The 17490-nt window shown below is 73.1% G+C and carries 13 protein-coding genes; 6 read left to right on the plus strand and 7 right to left on the minus strand.

Annotated elements, in window-relative coordinates; translation table 11 throughout:
- Positions 1-9: 9 nt before the first annotated feature.
- On the minus strand, positions 10-414 hold the full coding sequence (locus KOL93_RS02205) for a rhodanese-like domain-containing protein (RefSeq protein ID WP_221583657.1): 405 nt from the start codon (positions 412-414) through the stop codon (positions 10-12).
- Positions 415-541: 127 nt separating this feature from the next.
- On the opposite strand from KOL93_RS02205, the gene KOL93_RS02210 reads away from it, so the two are divergent.
- Positions 542-1078: a PadR family transcriptional regulator gene (locus KOL93_RS02210; protein WP_221583658.1), complete on the plus strand. Its 537-nt coding sequence runs from the start codon at positions 542-544 to the stop codon at positions 1076-1078.
- On the plus strand, positions 1078-1818 hold the full coding sequence (locus tag KOL93_RS02215; protein ID WP_221583659.1) for an alpha/beta fold hydrolase: 741 nt from the start codon (positions 1078-1080) through the stop codon (positions 1816-1818). Before KOL93_RS02210 ends, KOL93_RS02215 begins: the two co-directional genes overlap by 1 nt.
- 4 nt (positions 1819-1822) lie before the next feature.
- Here KOL93_RS02215 and KOL93_RS02220 read toward each other — a convergent pair whose 3' ends face one another.
- Positions 1823-3910 (minus strand): heavy metal translocating P-type ATPase, encoded by a 2088-nt coding sequence (locus KOL93_RS02220; RefSeq protein ID WP_221583660.1) that lies wholly within the window; start codon positions 3908-3910, stop codon positions 1823-1825.
- Between the two features lie 122 nt (positions 3911-4032).
- Between KOL93_RS02220 and KOL93_RS02225 the strand changes: the two genes are divergently transcribed.
- The gene (locus KOL93_RS02225) at positions 4033-4989 is read left to right on the plus strand and encodes an arsenic resistance protein (protein ID WP_221583661.1); all 957 of its coding nucleotides are present in this window, start codon (positions 4033-4035) and stop codon (positions 4987-4989) included.
- Here the strand turns inward: KOL93_RS02225 and KOL93_RS02230 are convergent.
- Positions 4980-5753: a DNA-formamidopyrimidine glycosylase family protein gene (locus tag KOL93_RS02230; RefSeq protein WP_221583662.1), complete on the minus strand. Its 774-nt coding sequence runs from the start codon at positions 5751-5753 to the stop codon at positions 4980-4982. The genes KOL93_RS02225 and KOL93_RS02230 overlap by 10 nt on opposite strands.
- 220 nt (positions 5754-5973) lie before the next feature.
- Positions 5974-10788 carry a DNA glycosylase AlkZ-like family protein gene (locus KOL93_RS02235; protein ID WP_221583663.1) on the minus strand — a complete coding sequence of 1605 codons (4815 nt, stop codon included), beginning with the start codon at positions 10786-10788 and terminating at the stop codon, positions 5974-5976.
- Between the two features lie 102 nt (positions 10789-10890).
- On the opposite strand from KOL93_RS02235, the gene KOL93_RS02240 reads away from it, so the two are divergent.
- Complete coding sequence (locus tag KOL93_RS02240; protein WP_221583664.1) at positions 10891-11298, plus strand: DUF6153 family protein; 408 nt, start codon at positions 10891-10893, stop codon at positions 11296-11298.
- 89 nt (positions 11299-11387) lie between these two features.
- Complete coding sequence (locus tag KOL93_RS02245) at positions 11388-11975, plus strand: CueP family metal-binding protein (protein WP_221583665.1); 588 nt, start codon at positions 11388-11390, stop codon at positions 11973-11975.
- A gap of 126 nt (positions 11976-12101) precedes the next feature.
- Here the strand turns inward: KOL93_RS02245 and KOL93_RS02250 are convergent, their stop codons facing one another.
- From KOL93_RS02250 to KOL93_RS02260, 3 genes are all read right to left on the minus strand, one after another.
- Complete coding sequence (locus KOL93_RS02250) at positions 12102-13760, minus strand: ABC-F family ATP-binding cassette domain-containing protein (RefSeq protein WP_221583666.1); 1659 nt, start codon at positions 13758-13760, stop codon at positions 12102-12104.
- Between the two features lie 272 nt (positions 13761-14032).
- Positions 14033-14572, minus strand: a complete 540-nt coding sequence (locus KOL93_RS02255; RefSeq protein ID WP_221583667.1) for an NUDIX domain-containing protein — start codon at positions 14570-14572, stop codon at positions 14033-14035.
- Between the two features lie 81 nt (positions 14573-14653).
- The gene (locus KOL93_RS02260) at positions 14654-15655 is read right to left on the minus strand and encodes a LacI family DNA-binding transcriptional regulator (protein WP_221583668.1); all 1002 of its coding nucleotides are present in this window, start codon (positions 15653-15655) and stop codon (positions 14654-14656) included.
- 121 nt (positions 15656-15776) lie between these two features.
- Between KOL93_RS02260 and KOL93_RS02265 the strand changes: the two genes are divergently transcribed.
- Positions 15777-17480, plus strand: coding sequence for an HAD-IA family hydrolase (locus KOL93_RS02265; protein WP_221583669.1), 1704 nt, complete (start codon positions 15777-15779; stop codon positions 17478-17480).
- The last annotated feature ends 10 nt before the right edge of the window (positions 17481-17490 follow it).

The raw sequence follows: 17490 nt of genomic DNA on the forward strand, positions 1-17490 counted from the left end.
CTCCCGGCGTCAGGAGGTCGGGCCGACAAGCGGATCCACTAGGCCGCGCGTCTCTCCCTCGTCTGTGACGACCGGGTAGCCCTCGCGCTTCCAGTACTCGAATCCGCCGATCATGAGCTTCACCGGGTAGCCGAGCTCGGCGAACGCGAGCGCGCCCTTGTCGCCGCCGTTGCAGCCCGGGCTCCAGCAGTACACGACGACGGGCGTCCCGGCCGGGATCACGGACGCCGCGCGATCGGCGATCTCGCGGGTGGGCATGTGGATGGCGCCCTTCGCCCGCCCCTGCGCCCAGGCCTCGGCGGACCGCGTGTCGACGAGCACGAACTGCTCGCCCGCCTTCTGCGCGGCGTAGGTGTCGGATCCGTCCGTCTCGAACTCGAGCTTGGCGCGGTAGTGGCGGAGGGCGTCGGTCATGTCGCCGAGCGTACGGGCGGCGGCGGTGCGGGTTCCAGGGTGTCGCCGAGGTTGGCAGGATCCGTGCGTCCCCTGGCGGGGAATGTTCCTAGTTGACTTATCACCTAGCTAGGCGCACACTGGCGCCATGATCCTCGCGCGCATCATCCTGGGGTTCCTGTCGCTGCAGCCGATGACGGGGTACGACCTCATGCGCGCGTTCGGGTCGTCCGCGACGTACTTCTGGTCGGCCGACAAAGCGCAGATCTATCGCACGCTCGCGACGCTCGTCGCGGATGGCCATGCGCGCATCGAGACCGTGCCGGGCACGCATGGGCCCGATCGGGCGGTGCATCACGTCACGCCCGCGGGGCGGGTCGTGCTGCGAGAGTGGCTCGCATCGGATCCGGATCGGCAGCCGCCGCGCGACGCATTCCTCGCGCGGGTGTTCTTCGCCGGAGAGCTCGATGACGCGGCGCTGGCGCGCCTGATCCGCTCCCGCCGAGGCGACGCGGTCGCCGTGCGCGACGAGCTGATGGAGCTCCGGGCGCGCACAGCACACCCGGATCCCCGCGCGGATCGCGCGGGCTGGCTGCGCTCGATGACGCTCGACGACGGGATCCGCGACCACACGGCGCACATCGCCTGGCTGGACGAGCTGCTCGCCGAACTCGAGGAGCCCTGATGAGCCGTCCCGTGATGTTCCTGCACGGCGGCAACGTCGGCGGCTGGATCTGGGAGCCCCAGGTCGCCGCGCTGGGTGATCGGCCCACGCTGGCGCCGAACCTCCCCGGCTACCGGTCGCGCCGCGCGCAGCCATGGACGAGCTTCGACGCGGTCGCCGACCGGCTCGTCGCCATGATCGACGAGGACGTGGGCGAGCCGGTCGACCTCGTCGGCCTGTCGCTCGGGGGCATCACCGCGCTGCATCTCGCGGCGCGCCATCCCGATCGCGTCGCGTCGGTCTTCGTGAGCGGCGCCTCCGCGCTGCCGTACCCGTGGCCGATGCGCGCGGTGAATCGCGTCGCCATCGCGCTGTGGAATCGCCGGTTCTACTGGATGGGTACGGCGCGCCAGTTCGGGCTCCGGGGGCCCGAGGCGGAGGAGTTCCTCGCGGATACCCCGCCCATCACGCGCGAGAATCTCCTGGCGCAGCTGAGCGAGGTGTACCCCGGCAGGCTGCTGGCGCTGGATCGCATCACCGCCCCGCTCATGGCCGTGGCCGGCGAAAAGGAGATGGGATACTTCTTCGGCTCGATCCGGGCGATCCGTGCCGCAGTCCCGGCCGCACAGGCGGGCCTGGCTCCCGGCATGCACCACGCGTGGAACGGCGAGGATCCCGACCTCTTCAACCGCATCCTCCGCACGTGGCTCGACGAGCGCACCGCGCACCCTGACCTGCTGCCGTTCCCGGCCGCGCGGTGACCGGTCACCCGCGGCGAGCGGCCACGGCCTCGGGGCGCAGGTCGAGGCGCCTGAGGGTCTGCGCGTTGAGCGCGACGACGACGGTCGACAGCGACATGAGAACGGCGCCCACCGACATCGGCAGCACGAACCCGATCGGGGCGAGGACGCCGGCCGCGAGGGGAACCGAGAGCAGGTTGTAGCCCGCGGCCCACCAGAGGTTCTGCGTCATCTTCCGGTAGCTCGCGCGGGACAGCTCGATCACCGACAGCACCGAGCGGGGGTCGTCGCTCGCGAGCACCACGCCCGCCGACGCGATCGCCACATCGGTTCCGGCGCCGATCGCGATGCCGACGTCGGCCTGGGCGAGGGCGGGGGCGTCGTTGACGCCGTCTCCGACCATCGCGACCCGCCGGCCCTCCTCCTGCAGCTCGCGCACGCGCGCCGCCTTGTCCTCGGGGCGCACGCCGGCGAAGAAGCGGTCGATGCCGAGCTCCGCGGCCACCGAGGCGGCGACGGCCTCGGCGTCGCCCGTGATCATCACCACCTGCGCGCCCCGCGCGTGCAGAGCGTCGACAGCCTGGCGGGATTCGGCGCGGATCTCGTCGGCGAGACGCAGCGCCCCGACGACGGATCCGTCGACGACGACGTGCAGGATGATCGCGCCCTCGCGGCGCCACGCGTCGGCGATGGGCAGCTCGCTCACGCCCTCCTCCGTGAGCAGGTGCGGGCCGCCCACTCGCACGACGCGCTCGTCGACGAGTGCGCGCACGCCGACCGCGGGCGACGACGAGAACTCGCTCGACGACGGCACGGGGAGGCGGTGGTCGGCCGCCGCGGACACGATCGCGCGGGCGAGGGGGTGCTCGGAGTCGGACTCCGCGGCGGCGGCCAGAGCCAGCAGCTCGTCGGCGTCGCGGCCGTCCGCGGGGTGCACGGCCGTGACGGCGGGGGCGCCCTTCGTGAGTGTGCCCGTCTTGTCGAACAGCACCGTGTCGATCGTGCGCATGCTCTCGAGCGAGAGGCGATCCGTGATCAGCACGCCGGCGCGCGCCGCCCGCTCCGTCGAGATCGACACGACGAGCGGGATCGCGAGGCCGAGCGCGTGCGGGCACGCGATGACCAGCACGGTGATCGTGCGCACGACCGCCTGGTCGGGCGCGCCGATCGCCGTCCAGACGATGGCCGTGACGACGCCGGCCGTGAGCGCGAACCAGAACAGGAGGGCCGCGGCGCGATCGGCGATCCGCTGCGCGCGCGACGACGACGCCTGTGCATCGGCGACCAGGCGCTGGATCCCCGCGAGCGCGGTGCTCTCGCCGGTCGCCGTGATCTCGGCTCGGATCCCGGAATCGGTCGCAACGGTCCCCGCGACGACGTCGTCGCCGGGGCCGCGCCGGACGGGGCGCGATTCGCCGGTGATCATCGACTCATCCATGCTCGCGGACCCCTGCACGACGCGGCCGTCGGCGGGCACCCTCCCGCCCGGGCGGACGACGACGAGGTCGCCCACCACGAGGTCGGAGGGCGCGACTGTGACGGTCGCGTCGCCCTCGACGCGTTCGGCCTCGTCGGGCAGCAGCGCGGCGAGTGAGTCGAGCGCCGACGTCGTCTGGGCGATCGAGCGCATCTCGATCCAGTGCCCGAGCAGCATGATGACGATCAGGAGCGCGAGCTCCCACCAGAAATCGAGCTCGTGGTGCAGCAGGTCGAGGGTCGATCCCCACGAGGCGAGGAACGCGACGGTGATCGCGAGCCCGATGAGGAGCATCATGCCGGGGCGCAGCGCGCGCAGCTCGCTCACGGCACCGGTGAGGAACGGCGCGCCGCCCCACACGTACATGACGGTGCCGAGGATCGGCGGCACCCACGCGATCCACGACGCCGCGGGGAGCGGGTAGCCGAGGAGCGACGCGAACATCGGCGACAGGGCGACGACCGGCACGGCGACCACGAGCATGATCCAGAACAGGCGGCGGAACCGTGCGACGTGGTCGCCGTGTCCGTGGCCCGCATGTCCCGCATGGCCCTCGTGCTCGTGGCCTGGGGTGGGATCGACCGTCGTGTGGTCGTGGCCGCCGTGGTGGTGCGCGTGCGTGTCGTTCGGGGTCATGATGCCTCCTCAGCCGCGGGTCGCTCTCGTCGTTGAGTGTATACCCCCAGGGGGTATGACGGGGTGGTTCGCGTGGGATCCGCTGCGGCCGCCGGATCCGCCGGCCTGCGAGACTGATCCGGATGCGCGCGACGGTCGACTCCCTGGAACGGCACCAGACCGCGCTCTGCCTCGCCGCGCTCGTGGTCGGCGCCGTGGCCGGACTGCTCGCCCCCGCGGCGGCCGGCCCCCTCGGCATCGCGGTCGAGCCGGTGCTCGGCCTGCTGCTCTACGCCACATTCCTCGGCGTGCCGTTCGACCGGATCCGCGCGGCGCTGCGCGACGGACGCTTCCTCGTGGCGATCCTCGTCGTCGACTTCATCGTCGTGCCGGTCGTCGTCTTCGCGCTGTCGCGGATCATCGCCCACGATCGCGCCCTGCTGGTCGGTGTGCTGTTCGTGCTGCTCACCCCGTGCGTCGATTACGTCATCGCGTTCACCGGGATGGCGGGCGGAGCCAAGGATCGGCTGCTCGCGGCCGTGCCGATCCTGCTCCTCGGCCAGATGATCGTCCTCCCGCTCGCACTCTGGGTCATGGTGGGCGGCGACGTGGTCGCGGCGATCGAGCCCGCGCCGTTCCTGCGGGCGCTCCTGCTGCTCATCGTCGTTCCGCTGGCAGCGGCGGTGCTCACCCAGGCCGCCGCGCGGACGCGATGGGGGCGGCGCGTGAGCGACGCCGCGACGGGCGCGATGGTGCCTCTCATGATGCTCACGCTGGCGCTCGTCGTGGCGTCGCAGATCCACTCCATCGGGGCGCAGATCGGCGCGCTGGTGGTCACCCTGCCGGTCTACGTGCTGTTCGTCGTCGCGATGGTGCCCCTCGGGATCCTCGTCGGCCGTGTCGCGCGCCTCGACGTGCCGGGCCGGCGGGCGCTCGTGTTCAGCGGCGTGACGCGCAACTCGCTCGTCGTGCTCCCGCTTGCCCTTGCCCTGCCGGATGAGCTCGCGCTCGTGCCGCTCGTCATCGTCTGCCAGACGCTCGTCGAGCTCGTCGCGATGGTGATCCTCGTGCGCGTCGTGCCGCGCCTCGTTCACGCCTGACAGCGCGGGCAGGAGAAGACCCGCCGCTCGGCGCCCGGTTCCGCGCCGAGCGCGTCCTCGACGATGAGCGCGCCGCAGCGACGACAGGGGAGCCCAGCGCGGCCGTACACCCAGTGGTCGCGCCCGCGACGCGTGTCTCCCGTGAAGGTGCGCACGGGGCGTGCGAGATTGCTGCGGATGGCGCGCGCACCGAGCGCGAGGAGTGCTGCGACGTCGACGTCGGCCATCGGGGTGCGCGGCGAGATGCCGCGCAGGAAGAGGATCTCGTTGGCGTACTCGTTGCCGAACCCCGCCACGTTGCGCTGATCGAGGAGGGAGACGTGCGCGGGCCGCCGGTCACCCGCAAGGCGGCGTGCGGCCTCGTCGGCGTCCCACGCCGGGCCGAGCGGATCCGGGCCGAGATGGCCGATCACCTGCTGCTCGCGTGTGGTCGGGATCAGCTCGACGATGCCGAGATCGAACCCCACCGTCGACCACGCCGCCGTGTCGAGGACCGCGCGCGCCTGGAACGCGGGGCGCCGCCACGAGGATCCTGCGCGGTACGTATGCCACTCGCCCTCCATCTTGAGGTGCGTGTGCAGCGTGTACGGGCCGACGCGGTGCAGGAGGTGCTTGCCGACGGCGCGCACGCTCTCGACCGGCACCCCCGTGAGATCCGCCGTCGCCGCCTGCGGGACGCGCAGGTCGAATCGGGTGAGCATCTCGCCCGCGAGGACCTCGTGCAGGCGCCGGGCGGCGCGGTGCGCGGTGTCGCCCTCGGGCATCAGGTCGCCCCGCTCGGGACCGGCCGCCGTGCGCTCGTGAGGAGATGCGCGGGGATGAGGAGGATGTGGGTCCGTGGGGTCCTCATGAATGCACATCTCCGCAGCGCGGCGCGGGTGGTCGGGCTCGGGCGTGCGCTCGTGAGGAGATGTGCGGCGGTGAGGAGGGTGTGGGCGCGTGGAGTCCTCGGGAGTGCGCATCTCCGCAGGAGCGCACGCGTGCTCATCGCCGCATCTCCTTGCGCAGCGTGAGGCCCTTGGTCGCCTCGACGAACCCGGCCGCGCGGAGATGGCGCGACAGGGGAGACGTGAAGACGAACACGCCGTTGACTTTCTCGACCGTGAGGGTCTCGAGGCGCCGCTCGCGGGCGGTGTCGGCGATGCCGCGGGTGGCGGCGGCGAGCACCGACTCGGCGTCGGTGAAGGCGAGCACCGTGCGGCCGCCGCGTTCGAGATAGAGGGCGAGCTGACCATCGACGAGGACGACGAGCGCTCCGGCCTTGCGTCCCGGCCGGTGGGTGACGTCGTCGAGCGCGGGCCAGGGGAGAGCGGCTCCGTAGGGGTTCGCCGGATCCGTCGCCGCGAGCACGCGTGCGGCGAGCGGAGCCGGGTCGGAAAGGGCGGCGTAGGTGCGCAGCCGATCGGTCGTCGGCGAGGCGGCGAACTGGGCGGCGCCGAGCTTCTCGATCAGGTATCCGCGGCGGCAGTGGCCGGCCTCTTCGAACTGCGCGAGAGTGCGGTAGACCTGCGCGAAGCCCCCCGGTGCCCCCTCGGACTGCACGGATCCGCGCGTCACGACGCCGTATCGGTCGAGCAGCATCGAGGCGTGGGCGGCCGCGCGCACCGTGTCGTCTGACTCGGGGGCGGTCAGGAGCGACCAGCGCCCGCCCGTCGTCGCCGGACGCGAGGCGGACGCGGCGGGGCGTGAGAACGAGACGCCGCGGAACGTGCGGGTGCGTGGCGGACGGCGGGCGACCTTGTGGCTCTGGGATCCGCCGGACAGCAGCGTGCGCACGGGCGAGAATGTGTCGTTCGTGACCCTTCCCGTCCAGACGAGCCGCCAGAGCACCTCGGTGACGGCCGTCTCGGACACGGCGGCCGCGTCGATGTCGGGCAGGCGCGACGCCACCATGTCGGTGAGCTGGGCGGCGAAGAACGCCCCTCCCGTCGCCAGCGCCTCGAGCACTCGGGCGTCGAGCGAATCGGGGGCGACATCGGCGTCGTCGCGCTCGATCGTCAGGGCGATGACATCGGCGGGATGGAGGGCGATCCAGCCGTCGCGCCCCGTGATGGCGCCGTGGCCCGACCAGACGATCTCGCCCGTCGCCGTGAGCTCGTCGAGCATCGACGGCGCGTAGTCGCGCACGCGGCTCGGCAGGATGAGCGACTCCCACGCGCTCGCCGGGATCGGCACCCCCGCGAGCTGCTCGACGACCTGCAGAACGCCGTCGAGCCCCTCGAGCGGACGATCCAGATGCTGCCATGCCGGCAGGAAGCGGGCGTACGTGTCGGGGGAGACGGGCTCGATGGATCCGCGGAGCGCGGCGAGCGACCGCATGCGGATGCGCCGCAGCGCCTCGGCGTCGCACCACTCGGCCTCGTCGGCGAGCGAGGCCGCTGCGCCCTCGGGCAGGAAGAACCCGCTGACGGCGCGGCCCTGCGCTTCGAGACGTTGCAGCGCGTGGCGGGCGACGGCGGCGCCGATGCCGAACCGGCTCGCGACGTCGGCGACGGCGAACGGACCATGGGTGCGCGCGTACCGGCTCACGAGGTCGCCGAGAGGATCGGCGACGGGCTCCGTGAAGGCGACGGGCACGCCGACCGGCAGCGCCGTGCCGAGGGCGTCGCGCAGGCGCCCCGCGTCTTCGATGGCGGCGACGCGCTCGACGCCCGCGACGCTCACGCGGATCGCGCGCCTGGTGGCGACGAGGGTGTCGAGGTGCGCCGCGGCCTGCGCCGTGCTCGCGGCGCCCGGCGGCGGCGCTTCATCGGAGGGCGCTGCGGGCGGGGCGGCGCCGTCGTCGCCGTCGAGACGCGCCGCGACCTCGGCGGCCGTCAGCGGCCCCAGCAGGCGCAGCAGATCGGCCACGCCCTCCACGCCGCGCGCCCGACGATCGGCCGCGAGGCGCTGCACCTCGAGCTCGAACTGCGCGATCACGTCGGGATCGAGCAGCTCGCGCATCTCGACGCGGCCGAGCAGTTCGCCGAGCAGCGCCGGATCGACCGACAGCGCGGCCGCACGGCGCTCCGCGAGCGGCGAGTCGCCCTCGTACATGAACGCGCCGACGTATCCGAACAGCAGGTCGCGTGCGAAGGGCGACGGCTGCGACGGCTCGCTCTCGACCAGGCGGATGCGCCTCTCGCCGATGCCGCGGGCGATGCGCAGCAGGGCCGGCAGGTCGTAGACGTCCTGCAGGACCTCGCGCAGCGTCTCGAGGATGATCGGGAAGGTCGGGTGCCCGCGCGCGACCTCGAGGAGCGCGGCCGAACGCTGCCGCTGCTGCCACAGCGGCATGCGCTTGCCGGGCTGCAGGCGCGGCATGAGCAGGGCCCGCGCGGCGCACTCGCGGAAGCGCGAGGCGAAGAGCGCGGATCCGCCGACCTCGTCGGTCACGATCTGCTCGAGCTCGTCGGCCTCGAACACGAACAGCTCGGCGCCCGGCGGGTCGGACTCGGCATCCGGGATGCGCGCGACGATGCCGTCGTCGCTCGCCACGGCGGATCCGTCGACGCCGAGCCGCTCGCGGATGCGGGCGTTCACGGCGAGCGCCCACGGGGAGTGGACGTGCATGCCGTAGGGCGAGTGGAGGATGATGCGCCAGTCGCCGACTTCGTCGCGGCCGCGTTCGACCGTGAGCGTGCGGTCGGTCGGGAGCGACCCCGTGGCCTCGCGCTGCTCGTCGAGATACGCGAGGAGGTTCGCGCGCGCGTTCTCGTCGAGACCCGCGGCCCGCATGCGCTCCTGCGCGGCCTCCGGCGTCGCCGAGGCGAGCTCGCGTACCAGGCGTCCGAGCGCCTCGCCGAGCTCGGCGGGACGCCCCAGGCCGTCGCCCGTCCAGAACGGCACGCGCCCCGGCTGGCCGAAGGCGGGAACGACGTTCACGCGGTCATGCGTGATCTCGACGATGCGCCAGCTCGTCGTGCCGAGCGTGAAGACGTCGCTCACACGGGACTCGTAGACCATCTCCTCGTCGAGCTCGCCGACCCGCGCGTTCTGCGTCTCGCCCGCGACGAAGACGCCGAAGAGCCCGCGATCGGGGATCGTGCCGCCGCTCGTGACGGCCAGTCGCTGCGCCCCCGGCCGTCCTTCGAAGACGCCGCGGTCGCGATCCCAGACGATGCGCGGGCGCAGCTCGGCGAACTCGTCGGACGGATAGCGGCCGGCGAGCAGATCGAGCGTCGCCTCGAACGCGCTGCGCGGGAGCGACCGGAACGGCGCGCTGCGGCGCACCTGCTCGTACCAGCGCTCGACGTCGACGGAGTCGAGCGCCGACGCGGCGACCGTCTGCTGGGCGAGCACGTCGAGCGGGTTCTGCGGCACCGCGATCGCCTCGATCTGGCCCGACAGCATGCGCTCCGTGACGATCGCCGTGTGCAGCACGTCGCCGCGGTGCTTCGGGAACAGGTCGGCGCGACTGATCTCGCCCACCTGGTGCCCCGCGCGTCCCACGCGCTGCAGTCCGCTCGCGGCGCTCGGCGGCGCCTCGACCTGGATCACGAGATCGACGGCGCCCATGTCGATGCCGAGCTCGAGGCTGCTGGTCGCGACGACGCACCTCAGCACGCCGGACTTGAGCTCCTCCTCGACGATGGCGCGCTGATCCTTCGACACGGATCCGTGGTGCGCCTTCGCGAGGACGGGTGCGACGCCCGAGACCTGGCCGGACTGGGCCATCATCTGCGCCGGGACGGTCGGCCCCGGCACGTCGAGCCCGAGACGTTCGGCGTGGATCTCGTTGAGCCGCCCCGTGAGCCGCTCGGCGAGCCGCCGCGAGTTCGCGAACACGATGGTCGAGCGGTTCTCGAGGACGCGGTCGACGATCGCCTCCTCGACGTGCGGCCAGATGGATCCGGTCACCTCGACGTTCTCGGTGCGGAACCACTCGTCGTCGTCCGGTGCCCCCTGGGCGGGGGCGTCGGACGCGCCGTCGGCGCCCGGCGTGCCCTCCCAGAAGCGGTCGTCGGCGGGCGCCATCGGATCGCCGGAGCTCGCCCCCGCGAGATCGGCGCGATGCGACGGCGGGCGCGGCGCCGCGGGCGGCGGATTCTGCATGTCGTCGATCGGCACGCGCACGGAGAGGTCGAAGGTCTTGGCGGCCTTCGGGGCGACGATGTCGACGGGTGCGGCTCCGCCGAGGAAGCGTGCGACCTCGTCGATGGGGCGCACCGTGGCCGACAGTCCGATGCGCTGGGCGGGCGCCTCGAGCAGCTCGTCGAGGCGCTCGAGGGAGAGCGCGAGGTGCGCGCCGCGCTTGGTCGCGGCGACGGCATGCACCTCGTCGACGATGACCGTGTGGACCTCGCGCAGGGTGTCGCGCGCGCTCGCCGTGAGCATCAGGTAGAGCGACTCGGGCGTCGTGATGAGGATGTCGGGCGGGGTGCGCACGAGCTTCTGCCGGTCGCTCGACGGCGTATCGCCCGAGCGCACTCCGACGGTGACCGACGGCGGATCGACCCCCAGGCGCCGTGCGGCCTGCGAGATGCCCACGAGCGGCGACTGCAGGTTGCGCTCGACGTCGACGCCGAGCGCCTTGAGCGGCGAGATGTAGAGGATCTTCGTGCGGCGCTTTCCGTCGCGCGGACGCTCGCGCGCCTCGAAGCCCGGCAGCGGGCCGTCGCCGGGCCCCTCGCGGAACACGCGGTCGAGTGCCCAGAGGAACGCCGACAGGGTCTTGCCCGATCCCGTCGGCGCGACCACGAGCGCATGACGACCCTGCGAGATCGCCTGCCACGCCCCCTTCTGCGCCTCGGTCGGCCCCGCGAACGCGCCGCGGAACCACTCCGCGGTCGGTGCGCTGAACCGGTCGAGTGCGTCCATGGATCCATCCTGTCGCGGACCTCCGACAAACGAAGCCGCCGCGCACGGAACCCACGTGGCGCATCCGGTTCCGCCGTGCGCGCCGACCCTAGAATGGGCGGCATGCGAGCGGCGTCGGCGGGTCCCCGAGACGGGCGTCGTCGCACCCTCCGGCGGCTGCTCGGGGCCGGCGCTCTCGTGGCGGTCGTGATCGTCGGGCTGCTCGCCATGCACACGCTCGACCAGCGCGGGCTCGCCGACCCTCCGGCCGCCGGGGCGTCGGCGTCGGTCGCCGCACCGGCCTCCGACGGGCACGACGGCCTGTGCCCCACCTGCGGTGCCGACGACGCGGCCGGCATGACGATCGCCTGCGCGATGGCGCTCTTCCTCGTCCTGCTCCTCGTTCTCCCGCGCGGTGCCGTCACCGCGTGGATGCGCGCCGCCTGGTTCCCCCACACCCGTCCTCTCGCGGCCGCCCCCGCTCCGCCGCGGCCGCCCTCGCTGCACGCTCTCTGCATCAGCCGCACGTGAGTCGGGCAGCGCGCCCTCGGCGCGCGCCCGCTTCTCCCGCGCCGCCGCCGAGGCGGCGCCCTACGTGCGACCCCTGATCGGAGACACCCATGAAGAATCGTCCCGCGGCTATCGCCGCACTCGCCCTGTCCGCCGCCCTGCTGGCCGGCTGCACCGCCGCCCCGCAGGGATCCGCCCCCACCTCGTCTGCGGGCGGCAGCGACCTCCTCGCCGCGTGGGATCTCGACGGACTCGACACCGCCGACGTCATCGAGCGGCTCGACGCGACGCCCCTCGCCGAACGTCCCGAAGGGCTCATCGCGTCCGTCCAGCCCGACGCGGTCGTGCTGGCCGACGACGCGCACGACGAGACGCGTCTGCCGATGCCGGAAGACGAGGTGTACATCGCCGTCGCGCCGTTCCGCGAGATGACCCACGAGTGCCACTTCCACAGCCTCACGACCTGTGTCGGGGAGCTGGGCGGCGAGGAGATCGACGTCACGGTCGTGAGCGATGACGGGGAGACGATCCTCGACGAGACGCGCACGACCTACGACAACGGGTTCGTCGGCGTGTGGGTGCCGCGCGACATCGCCGCGACGGTCACGATCACGCACGACGGCGACATCGGATCCGCCGAGATCGCGACGATCGGCGACGACGACGCGACCTGCATCACGGGCCTCCAGCTCACCTGATCCGCGCCGGTACGACGCAGTCGATCCGCACCCGAATCGGGTGGATCCGGCACGATCGGCGCCTTCGCGCCCGGATCGACTGCGTGGTGTCGGCGTCCCTCCCCGGCATCGGCCGCGCTGCCCCGATCAGCCCGCCGGCGCCCCGGCATCGGCCGCGTCCTGCGCGGTGAGGCCGCCTTCCGCCAGCTCGAGCACGACGTCCGGACCCAGGCGCCGCAGGAACGCCTCGTCGTGGCTCACGATGAGCACGGCCCCGCGATAGGTGCGCAGCGCCTCGAGCAGCTGCTCCGCCGTGTCGATGTCGAGGTTGTTCGTGGGCTCGTCGAGGATGAGCAGCTGCGGCGGCGGATCCGCGAGCAGCAGCCGCGCGATCGCGACGCGGAAGCGCTCGCCGCCGGACAGGGATCCGATCGGCCGGTTCGCCGTGTCACCGCGGATGAGGAAGCGCGCGAGCCGATTGCGCAGCTCCTTCTCCGGTACGTGCGGAGCGGCCGCCGCGACGACGTCGAGCGCGCTCGCGGCCTCGTCGATCCCGTCGACCCGCTGCGGCAGGTACGCCACGCGGTCGGTGTGCAGCTCACCCGAGACATCATGTCGCCGGATCTCGGACGGATCGGCCGAATCGGGGGTCTCGAGCCCCCGAGGGCCAGAACCGACGGCGTCGTGCGCCAGGAGCGACTCCAGCAGCGTCGTCTTGCCGCCGCCGTTGGGGCCGATGAGCGCGACCCGCTCCGGGCCCTGCACGACCCACTGACGGTCGCCGTCTCGGAGAGTGAGGATCCGCCGCCCGGCCGCGACGCCCGGATCCGGCAGGTCCAGGGCGATCTCATCGTCGCTGCGCACGCGTCGGCCGGCATCGTCGAGGACCGCACGAGCCTCCGCCTCCTTGCCCTGCGCCTCGCCGCGCAGACGCCCCGCAGTGACTTCCGCCGCGTTCTTGCGCGCGTTCGCGAGGATCTTCGGCAGCGACTCGGCCGCCTTCCTGCCTGCTCGGGCCCGTCGTGCGATCTTCGTCTCGGCCTCGATCCGCTGCCGCTTCTCGCGGGCGAGGACCTTCTTCGCGTCGACCTCGGCCTGGCGGGCGGCGTCCTGCTCGGCGTCCCTCCATGAACGCCACTCCGAGTAGGGCCCGCCGAACGTCGACAGTCGGTGGGCGTACAGCTCGGTCGTCGCGTCCATGAGCTCGAGCAGGTCGAGGTCGTGCGAGACGACGATCAGCGCGCCGCGCCACGAGCGCACCATCTCGTGCACGCGATGACGCGCGGCCCGGTCGAGGTTGTTGGTCGGCTCGTCCAGCAGCGTGACGGCGGAGGCCCGCAGGCGGATCCCCGTGAGCGCCGCGAGCATCGCCTCGCCGCCCGACAGCTGGCCGACGCGGGCGTCGAGCATGTCGGGGGCGAGGCCGGCCTCCGCCAGCGCGGCCTGGGTGCGGGCCTCGACGTCCCAGTCGTCGCCGACCTCGTCGAAGCGGGCGGGATCGACGTCGCCCCGTTCGATCGCGCGGACGGCGTCGAGCGGCTCCTGCACGTCGAGGAGCGACGCGACGCGCAGATCCGCCTGGAGGGTGAGCTTCTGGGGGAGGTACGCGACGTCGCCCGACGGCGTGATGCGCCCGGACGTCGGCGTCAGCTGCCCCGCCGCGAGCCGTAGCAGGGTCGATTTCCCGGATCCGTTCCTCCCGACGAGTCCGGTGCGTTCGTCGCCGAACGTGCCGGTCAGGTCGTCGAGGGCCGCGGATCCGTCGGGCCAGGTGAACGAGAGATGGTCGAGTGTCAGAGCGGGCATGGGTCCTCCGGATTCAGTGCAGGGGTGCGCTGAAGCCGGGACGGCATGCCGGAAGAACGGGCGAGCATCGACGGATCAGCGCGAGAAGGCGCTGCACGATGCTCAGGGGCGAGCGTCGGGTCAGCGCGGGTTACGCGATTCCGAGGTGGCGCACCGGTTCGTTCCGATCGTCGGGGACAGGACGCGTCGATGATACGCCATCGGGCGTCGTCGGACGACGGCAGGACGCGAGAAGCGGTGACGAAGCGGCGGCTCTGCGTGCCGTGATGGGCTCAGAGCCGACCGAGCCGTGCCGCCGCCATCGTCAGCGCCGCGATCGTCTCGCCGTCGGAGATCTCGTCGGTCGCCGTCATGCGCAGGGCCTCGGCGAACGGCACCCAGCGCACCTCGGAGATGCCCTCCTCGGCCTGGTGCGCCGACGCATCGGCGGCCGCGCGGAGCCCGCGCGCCACGAACACGGTCTCGGGGGCGACGCAGATCCCGTTGAGCGCGTTCATGTGACCGGCCTCGATCCACTCGTCGGCCTCGAGGCCCGACTCCTCGCGCAGCTCGCGACGCGCGGCGACTTCGGCGTCCTCGCCGTCTGATCCGCCCGCGACGACCTCCCAGGACGGGCCCACCGTATAGCGGTCGACGTGCACGAGCAGCACGCGGTCGTCCTCGTCGAGGGCGACGACGAAGACGGCCGGGTGGCGCAGCTCGACGACGCCGTAGATCCCGTCGGATCCGTCGGGGCGGGTGACGTCGTCCTCCCGCACCCGGATCCACGGATTCTCGTATGCCGTGCGGGTGCTGCTGCGGATCCAGGCCATGGTGACCAGCCTACGAGTCGCGCAGCGCGTGCCCCGACGCGCGGGTGATGCGCCGAGATTCCCGCGGATCCCGTGGTGTCGTCAGCGCGTCGGCGCATCGCCAGCGGCTCGGGGCGTCTCCGAGGACGCCCGCACCACCAGCGTCGGTGCGGCGACCTCGCGGGTCGGCGCGGCGCCGTCGAGCAGCGCCAGCGCCTGCGCCATGGCGGAGGAGCCCATGTCGCCGCGCGGCTGATCGATGCTCGTGAGACCGGGGCGCACGAGGTCGGCGAGCTCGGTGTTGTCGTATCCGACGACGGCGAGATCCTGTGGGACCCGGATGCCGCGATCGATCGCCTCGGCGACGATCTGCGCGGCGATGCGGTCGTTCGCCGCGAACGCCGCGGTGACGACGCCGGCCGCGACGTCGTCGAGGAGACGGGCGACGCCGGTGTCGCGCACGTCGTACTCGCGGGGCGCGGTCGTGAGCGCTCGGTAGGCATCGCGGCGTGCGAGCGAGGCGGGGCGTGACGACGCATGCGCGTACGCGATGCGCGTGTGTCCCTGGACGTGGAGGTGGTCGACGGCCAGGCGTGCGCCGGTCTCGTCGTCGTTGCGGATCCAGCCCGCCGCCTCCGGCACGGAGGAGGGGCGCCCGACGACCACGACGGGGAGGCGACCCGCGACGACCGAGAGGTCGTCGGCGTCGAGGTGGCCGGTGACGGCGATGACGGCGTCGACGCCGAGCGCGACGAGCCCCCCGAGGCGCGTGCGCAGGAGGTCGCGGTCGCGACGGCCGTGGCTGAGGATGACGTCGAACCCGGCGGCGTGGGCGGCGTCCTCGATGCCGTTGACGATCTCGGTCTGATAGGCGTTGCGCAGGTCGGTGAGGAGCACGCCGACGAGGTCGCTGCGCCCGCTCACGAGGCGCTGCGCCCACCCGTTCGACCGGTAGCCGAGGTCATCGGCGGCGGCGAGGATCCGCGCTCTGCTCGCGGCGCTGACGCCGGTCTCGCCGCGCAGCGCCGCGGAGACGAGCGACTTCGAGACACCCGCCGTGCGCGCGACGTCGACGATCGTCGGGCGGCGGGGCGAACCGGTCATGGCCCCAGTCTTCCAGTGCCCCGCGCGGCGGCGGCGTCTCGCCGCGGCGGTGCTGGAACGTTCCGGAGATGTTCACCGGGGATCTGCCCGCTGGTCACGCCGCACTCGTAGCGTCGCCGACGTGACTGACTCGCAGATGACCCCTCTGGCGCCGATCTGGAACGTTCCAGACGCGCTGCTCCTCGACTTCGGCGGAGTGATCTTCCAGACGCGGAAGGACCGGGCGGGGAAGCGCCGCCTGGCCGAGGCGCTCGCGGCCCGCCTGGCTCGCGCGGAGATCGTTGCCGACGTCGACCGCCTGCATGCCTCGGTCGACGCGGGCCTGACGGCGCTGAAGCACTGGAAGCACGCGCAGAGCCGCCGACGCCTCCCGCGCGAGCTGGCGCCGCGCGAGATCGTCGGCGACTTCCTCGTGTCCGACCTCGACGCCGCGTCTCGCGCGCTGCTCACGGCGGAGGCGAGCGACGTGCTCGTCGACGTGACGACGACGCTCTCGGAGCACGAGGTGCGTCCGGGGATCCGGGAGCTGCTCGACCTCGCCGACGCGCACGGCATCCCGGTCGGCATCGTGTCGAACGCGCATTCCGGCCGCAGCCACCGCATCGTGCTCGAGACGCACGGTCTCGGGGAGCGGTTCGTCGTGCAGTGCTACTCGGACGAGGTCGGGCTGCGCAAGCCGCATCCCGGGATCCTCGCGCTCGCCGCGGAGGCCTGCGGCACGACACCCGATCGCTGCTGGTACGTCGGCGACACGCAGGACCGCGATGTCGTCGCCGGCCGCCGCGCGGGGGCCGCAGCCGTGATCCTCACCCGCAGCCACCACACCGACGATCCGCCCTTCGCGATCGACGCCGCGGCCGACGCGGTCTATGAGACGCCCGAGGGGCTCGTGGAGGCCCTCCGCGCCGCGGTCGCGGGGACGCCCGCCGTCGCGTCGCCCGACGCCGTGCGCACGACGACGCCGGAATCCGGGCCGCCCGCCGCGGATTCGGCCGCCCCAGCGAAGAACGGCGTCGTCGTGCTCGAGCCGGCCGGCGGACCCGCCCTCCTCATCGATCACGGCGGCGTGATCTCGCTGTCCGAACCCGCCCCGGCGCTGCTCGACGAGTTCGCCGACTGGCTCTCCCGTCTGCTCGCGGGGCCGGAACGCGACCCGGATCCCGACGGCGTGCGCGACCTGATCACGCGCACCCGCGCGTCGCATCGCGCGTTCAAGAGCGGCGCGGCGCGGCGATTCGTCGAGGACGACGCACCTCTCGCCGAGGTCGACCCCGTCGAGTTCTGGCGGGACTGGTTCGGCTCGACCCTCAGCGCCCGTCAGCGCGCCGTGCTGACCGCCGAGGCGCACGACATCATGGCCCGGTACGGCCGTGCGAAGTCACGACGGACCGTGCGGTCGGGGGTGCGCGACCTGCTGGATTCGTGCCGGGCGCAGGGCGTCCCTGTCGTCGTCGTCTCGAATACCGTCAGCGGACGAGCCGTGCGCGCCGAGTGCGCGGCCCACGGAATCGACCACCTCATCGGCGCGTCGGTCTGCTCGGACGAGGCGGGCGTGCGCAAGCCCGATTCGACGCTCGTCCGCGAGGCGCTCCTCATCGCCCGCGCCGACCCCGCCCGCACCTGGTTCCTCGGCGACAAGCCGCAGAACGACGCGGTGGCCGCCCGGGCCGCCGGCGTCGCTCACCGCGCCATCGTGCGCGGCGGGGCCACCCCGGACGTCGACATCGACGCCGCCCTCGCCTCGGGTCTCGCGACGCACGTCGTCGACGAGCCCGGCGACCTCATCGCCCTCATCTCGGCCGTGCCCGCGGCCGCCCGCTCCTGACCCCCGATCC

The organism is Microbacterium salitolerans (assembly GCF_019720895.1).
In the GTDB taxonomy this organism is placed as follows: Bacteria; Actinomycetota; Actinomycetes; order Actinomycetales; family Microbacteriaceae; genus Microbacterium.

Excerpts from the sequence above, each read along its gene's own strand:
- KOL93_RS02250 (WP_221583666.1), bottom strand. The coding sequence starts at position 13,760 with ATGCCCGCTCTGACACTCGACCATCTCTCGTTCACCTGGCCCGACGGA.
- KOL93_RS02225 (WP_221583661.1), top strand. The coding sequence starts at position 4,033 with ATGCGCGCGACGGTCGACTCCCTGGAACGGCACCAGACCGCGCTCTGC.
- KOL93_RS02255 (WP_221583667.1), bottom strand. The coding sequence starts at position 14,572 with ATGGCCTGGATCCGCAGCAGCACCCGCACGGCATACGAGAATCCGTGG.
- KOL93_RS02220 (WP_221583660.1), bottom strand. The coding sequence starts at position 3,910 with ATGACCCCGAACGACACGCACGCGCACCACCACGGCGGCCACGACCAC.
- KOL93_RS02235 (WP_221583663.1), bottom strand. The coding sequence starts at position 10,788 with ATGGACGCACTCGACCGGTTCAGCGCACCGACCGCGGAGTGGTTCCGC.
- KOL93_RS02260 (WP_221583668.1), bottom strand. The coding sequence starts at position 15,655 with ATGACCGGTTCGCCCCGCCGCCCGACGATCGTCGACGTCGCGCGCACG.
- KOL93_RS02230 (WP_221583662.1), bottom strand. The coding sequence starts at position 5,753 with ATGCCCGAGGGCGACACCGCGCACCGCGCCGCCCGGCGCCTGCACGAG.
- KOL93_RS02205 (WP_221583657.1), bottom strand. The coding sequence starts at position 414 with ATGACCGACGCCCTCCGCCACTACCGCGCCAAGCTCGAGTTCGAGACG.
- KOL93_RS02215 (WP_221583659.1), top strand. The coding sequence starts at position 1,078 with ATGAGCCGTCCCGTGATGTTCCTGCACGGCGGCAACGTCGGCGGCTGG.
- KOL93_RS02245 (WP_221583665.1), top strand. The coding sequence starts at position 11,388 with ATGAAGAATCGTCCCGCGGCTATCGCCGCACTCGCCCTGTCCGCCGCC.
- KOL93_RS02210 (WP_221583658.1), top strand. The coding sequence starts at position 542 with ATGATCCTCGCGCGCATCATCCTGGGGTTCCTGTCGCTGCAGCCGATG.
- KOL93_RS02240 (WP_221583664.1), top strand. The coding sequence starts at position 10,891 with ATGCGAGCGGCGTCGGCGGGTCCCCGAGACGGGCGTCGTCGCACCCTC.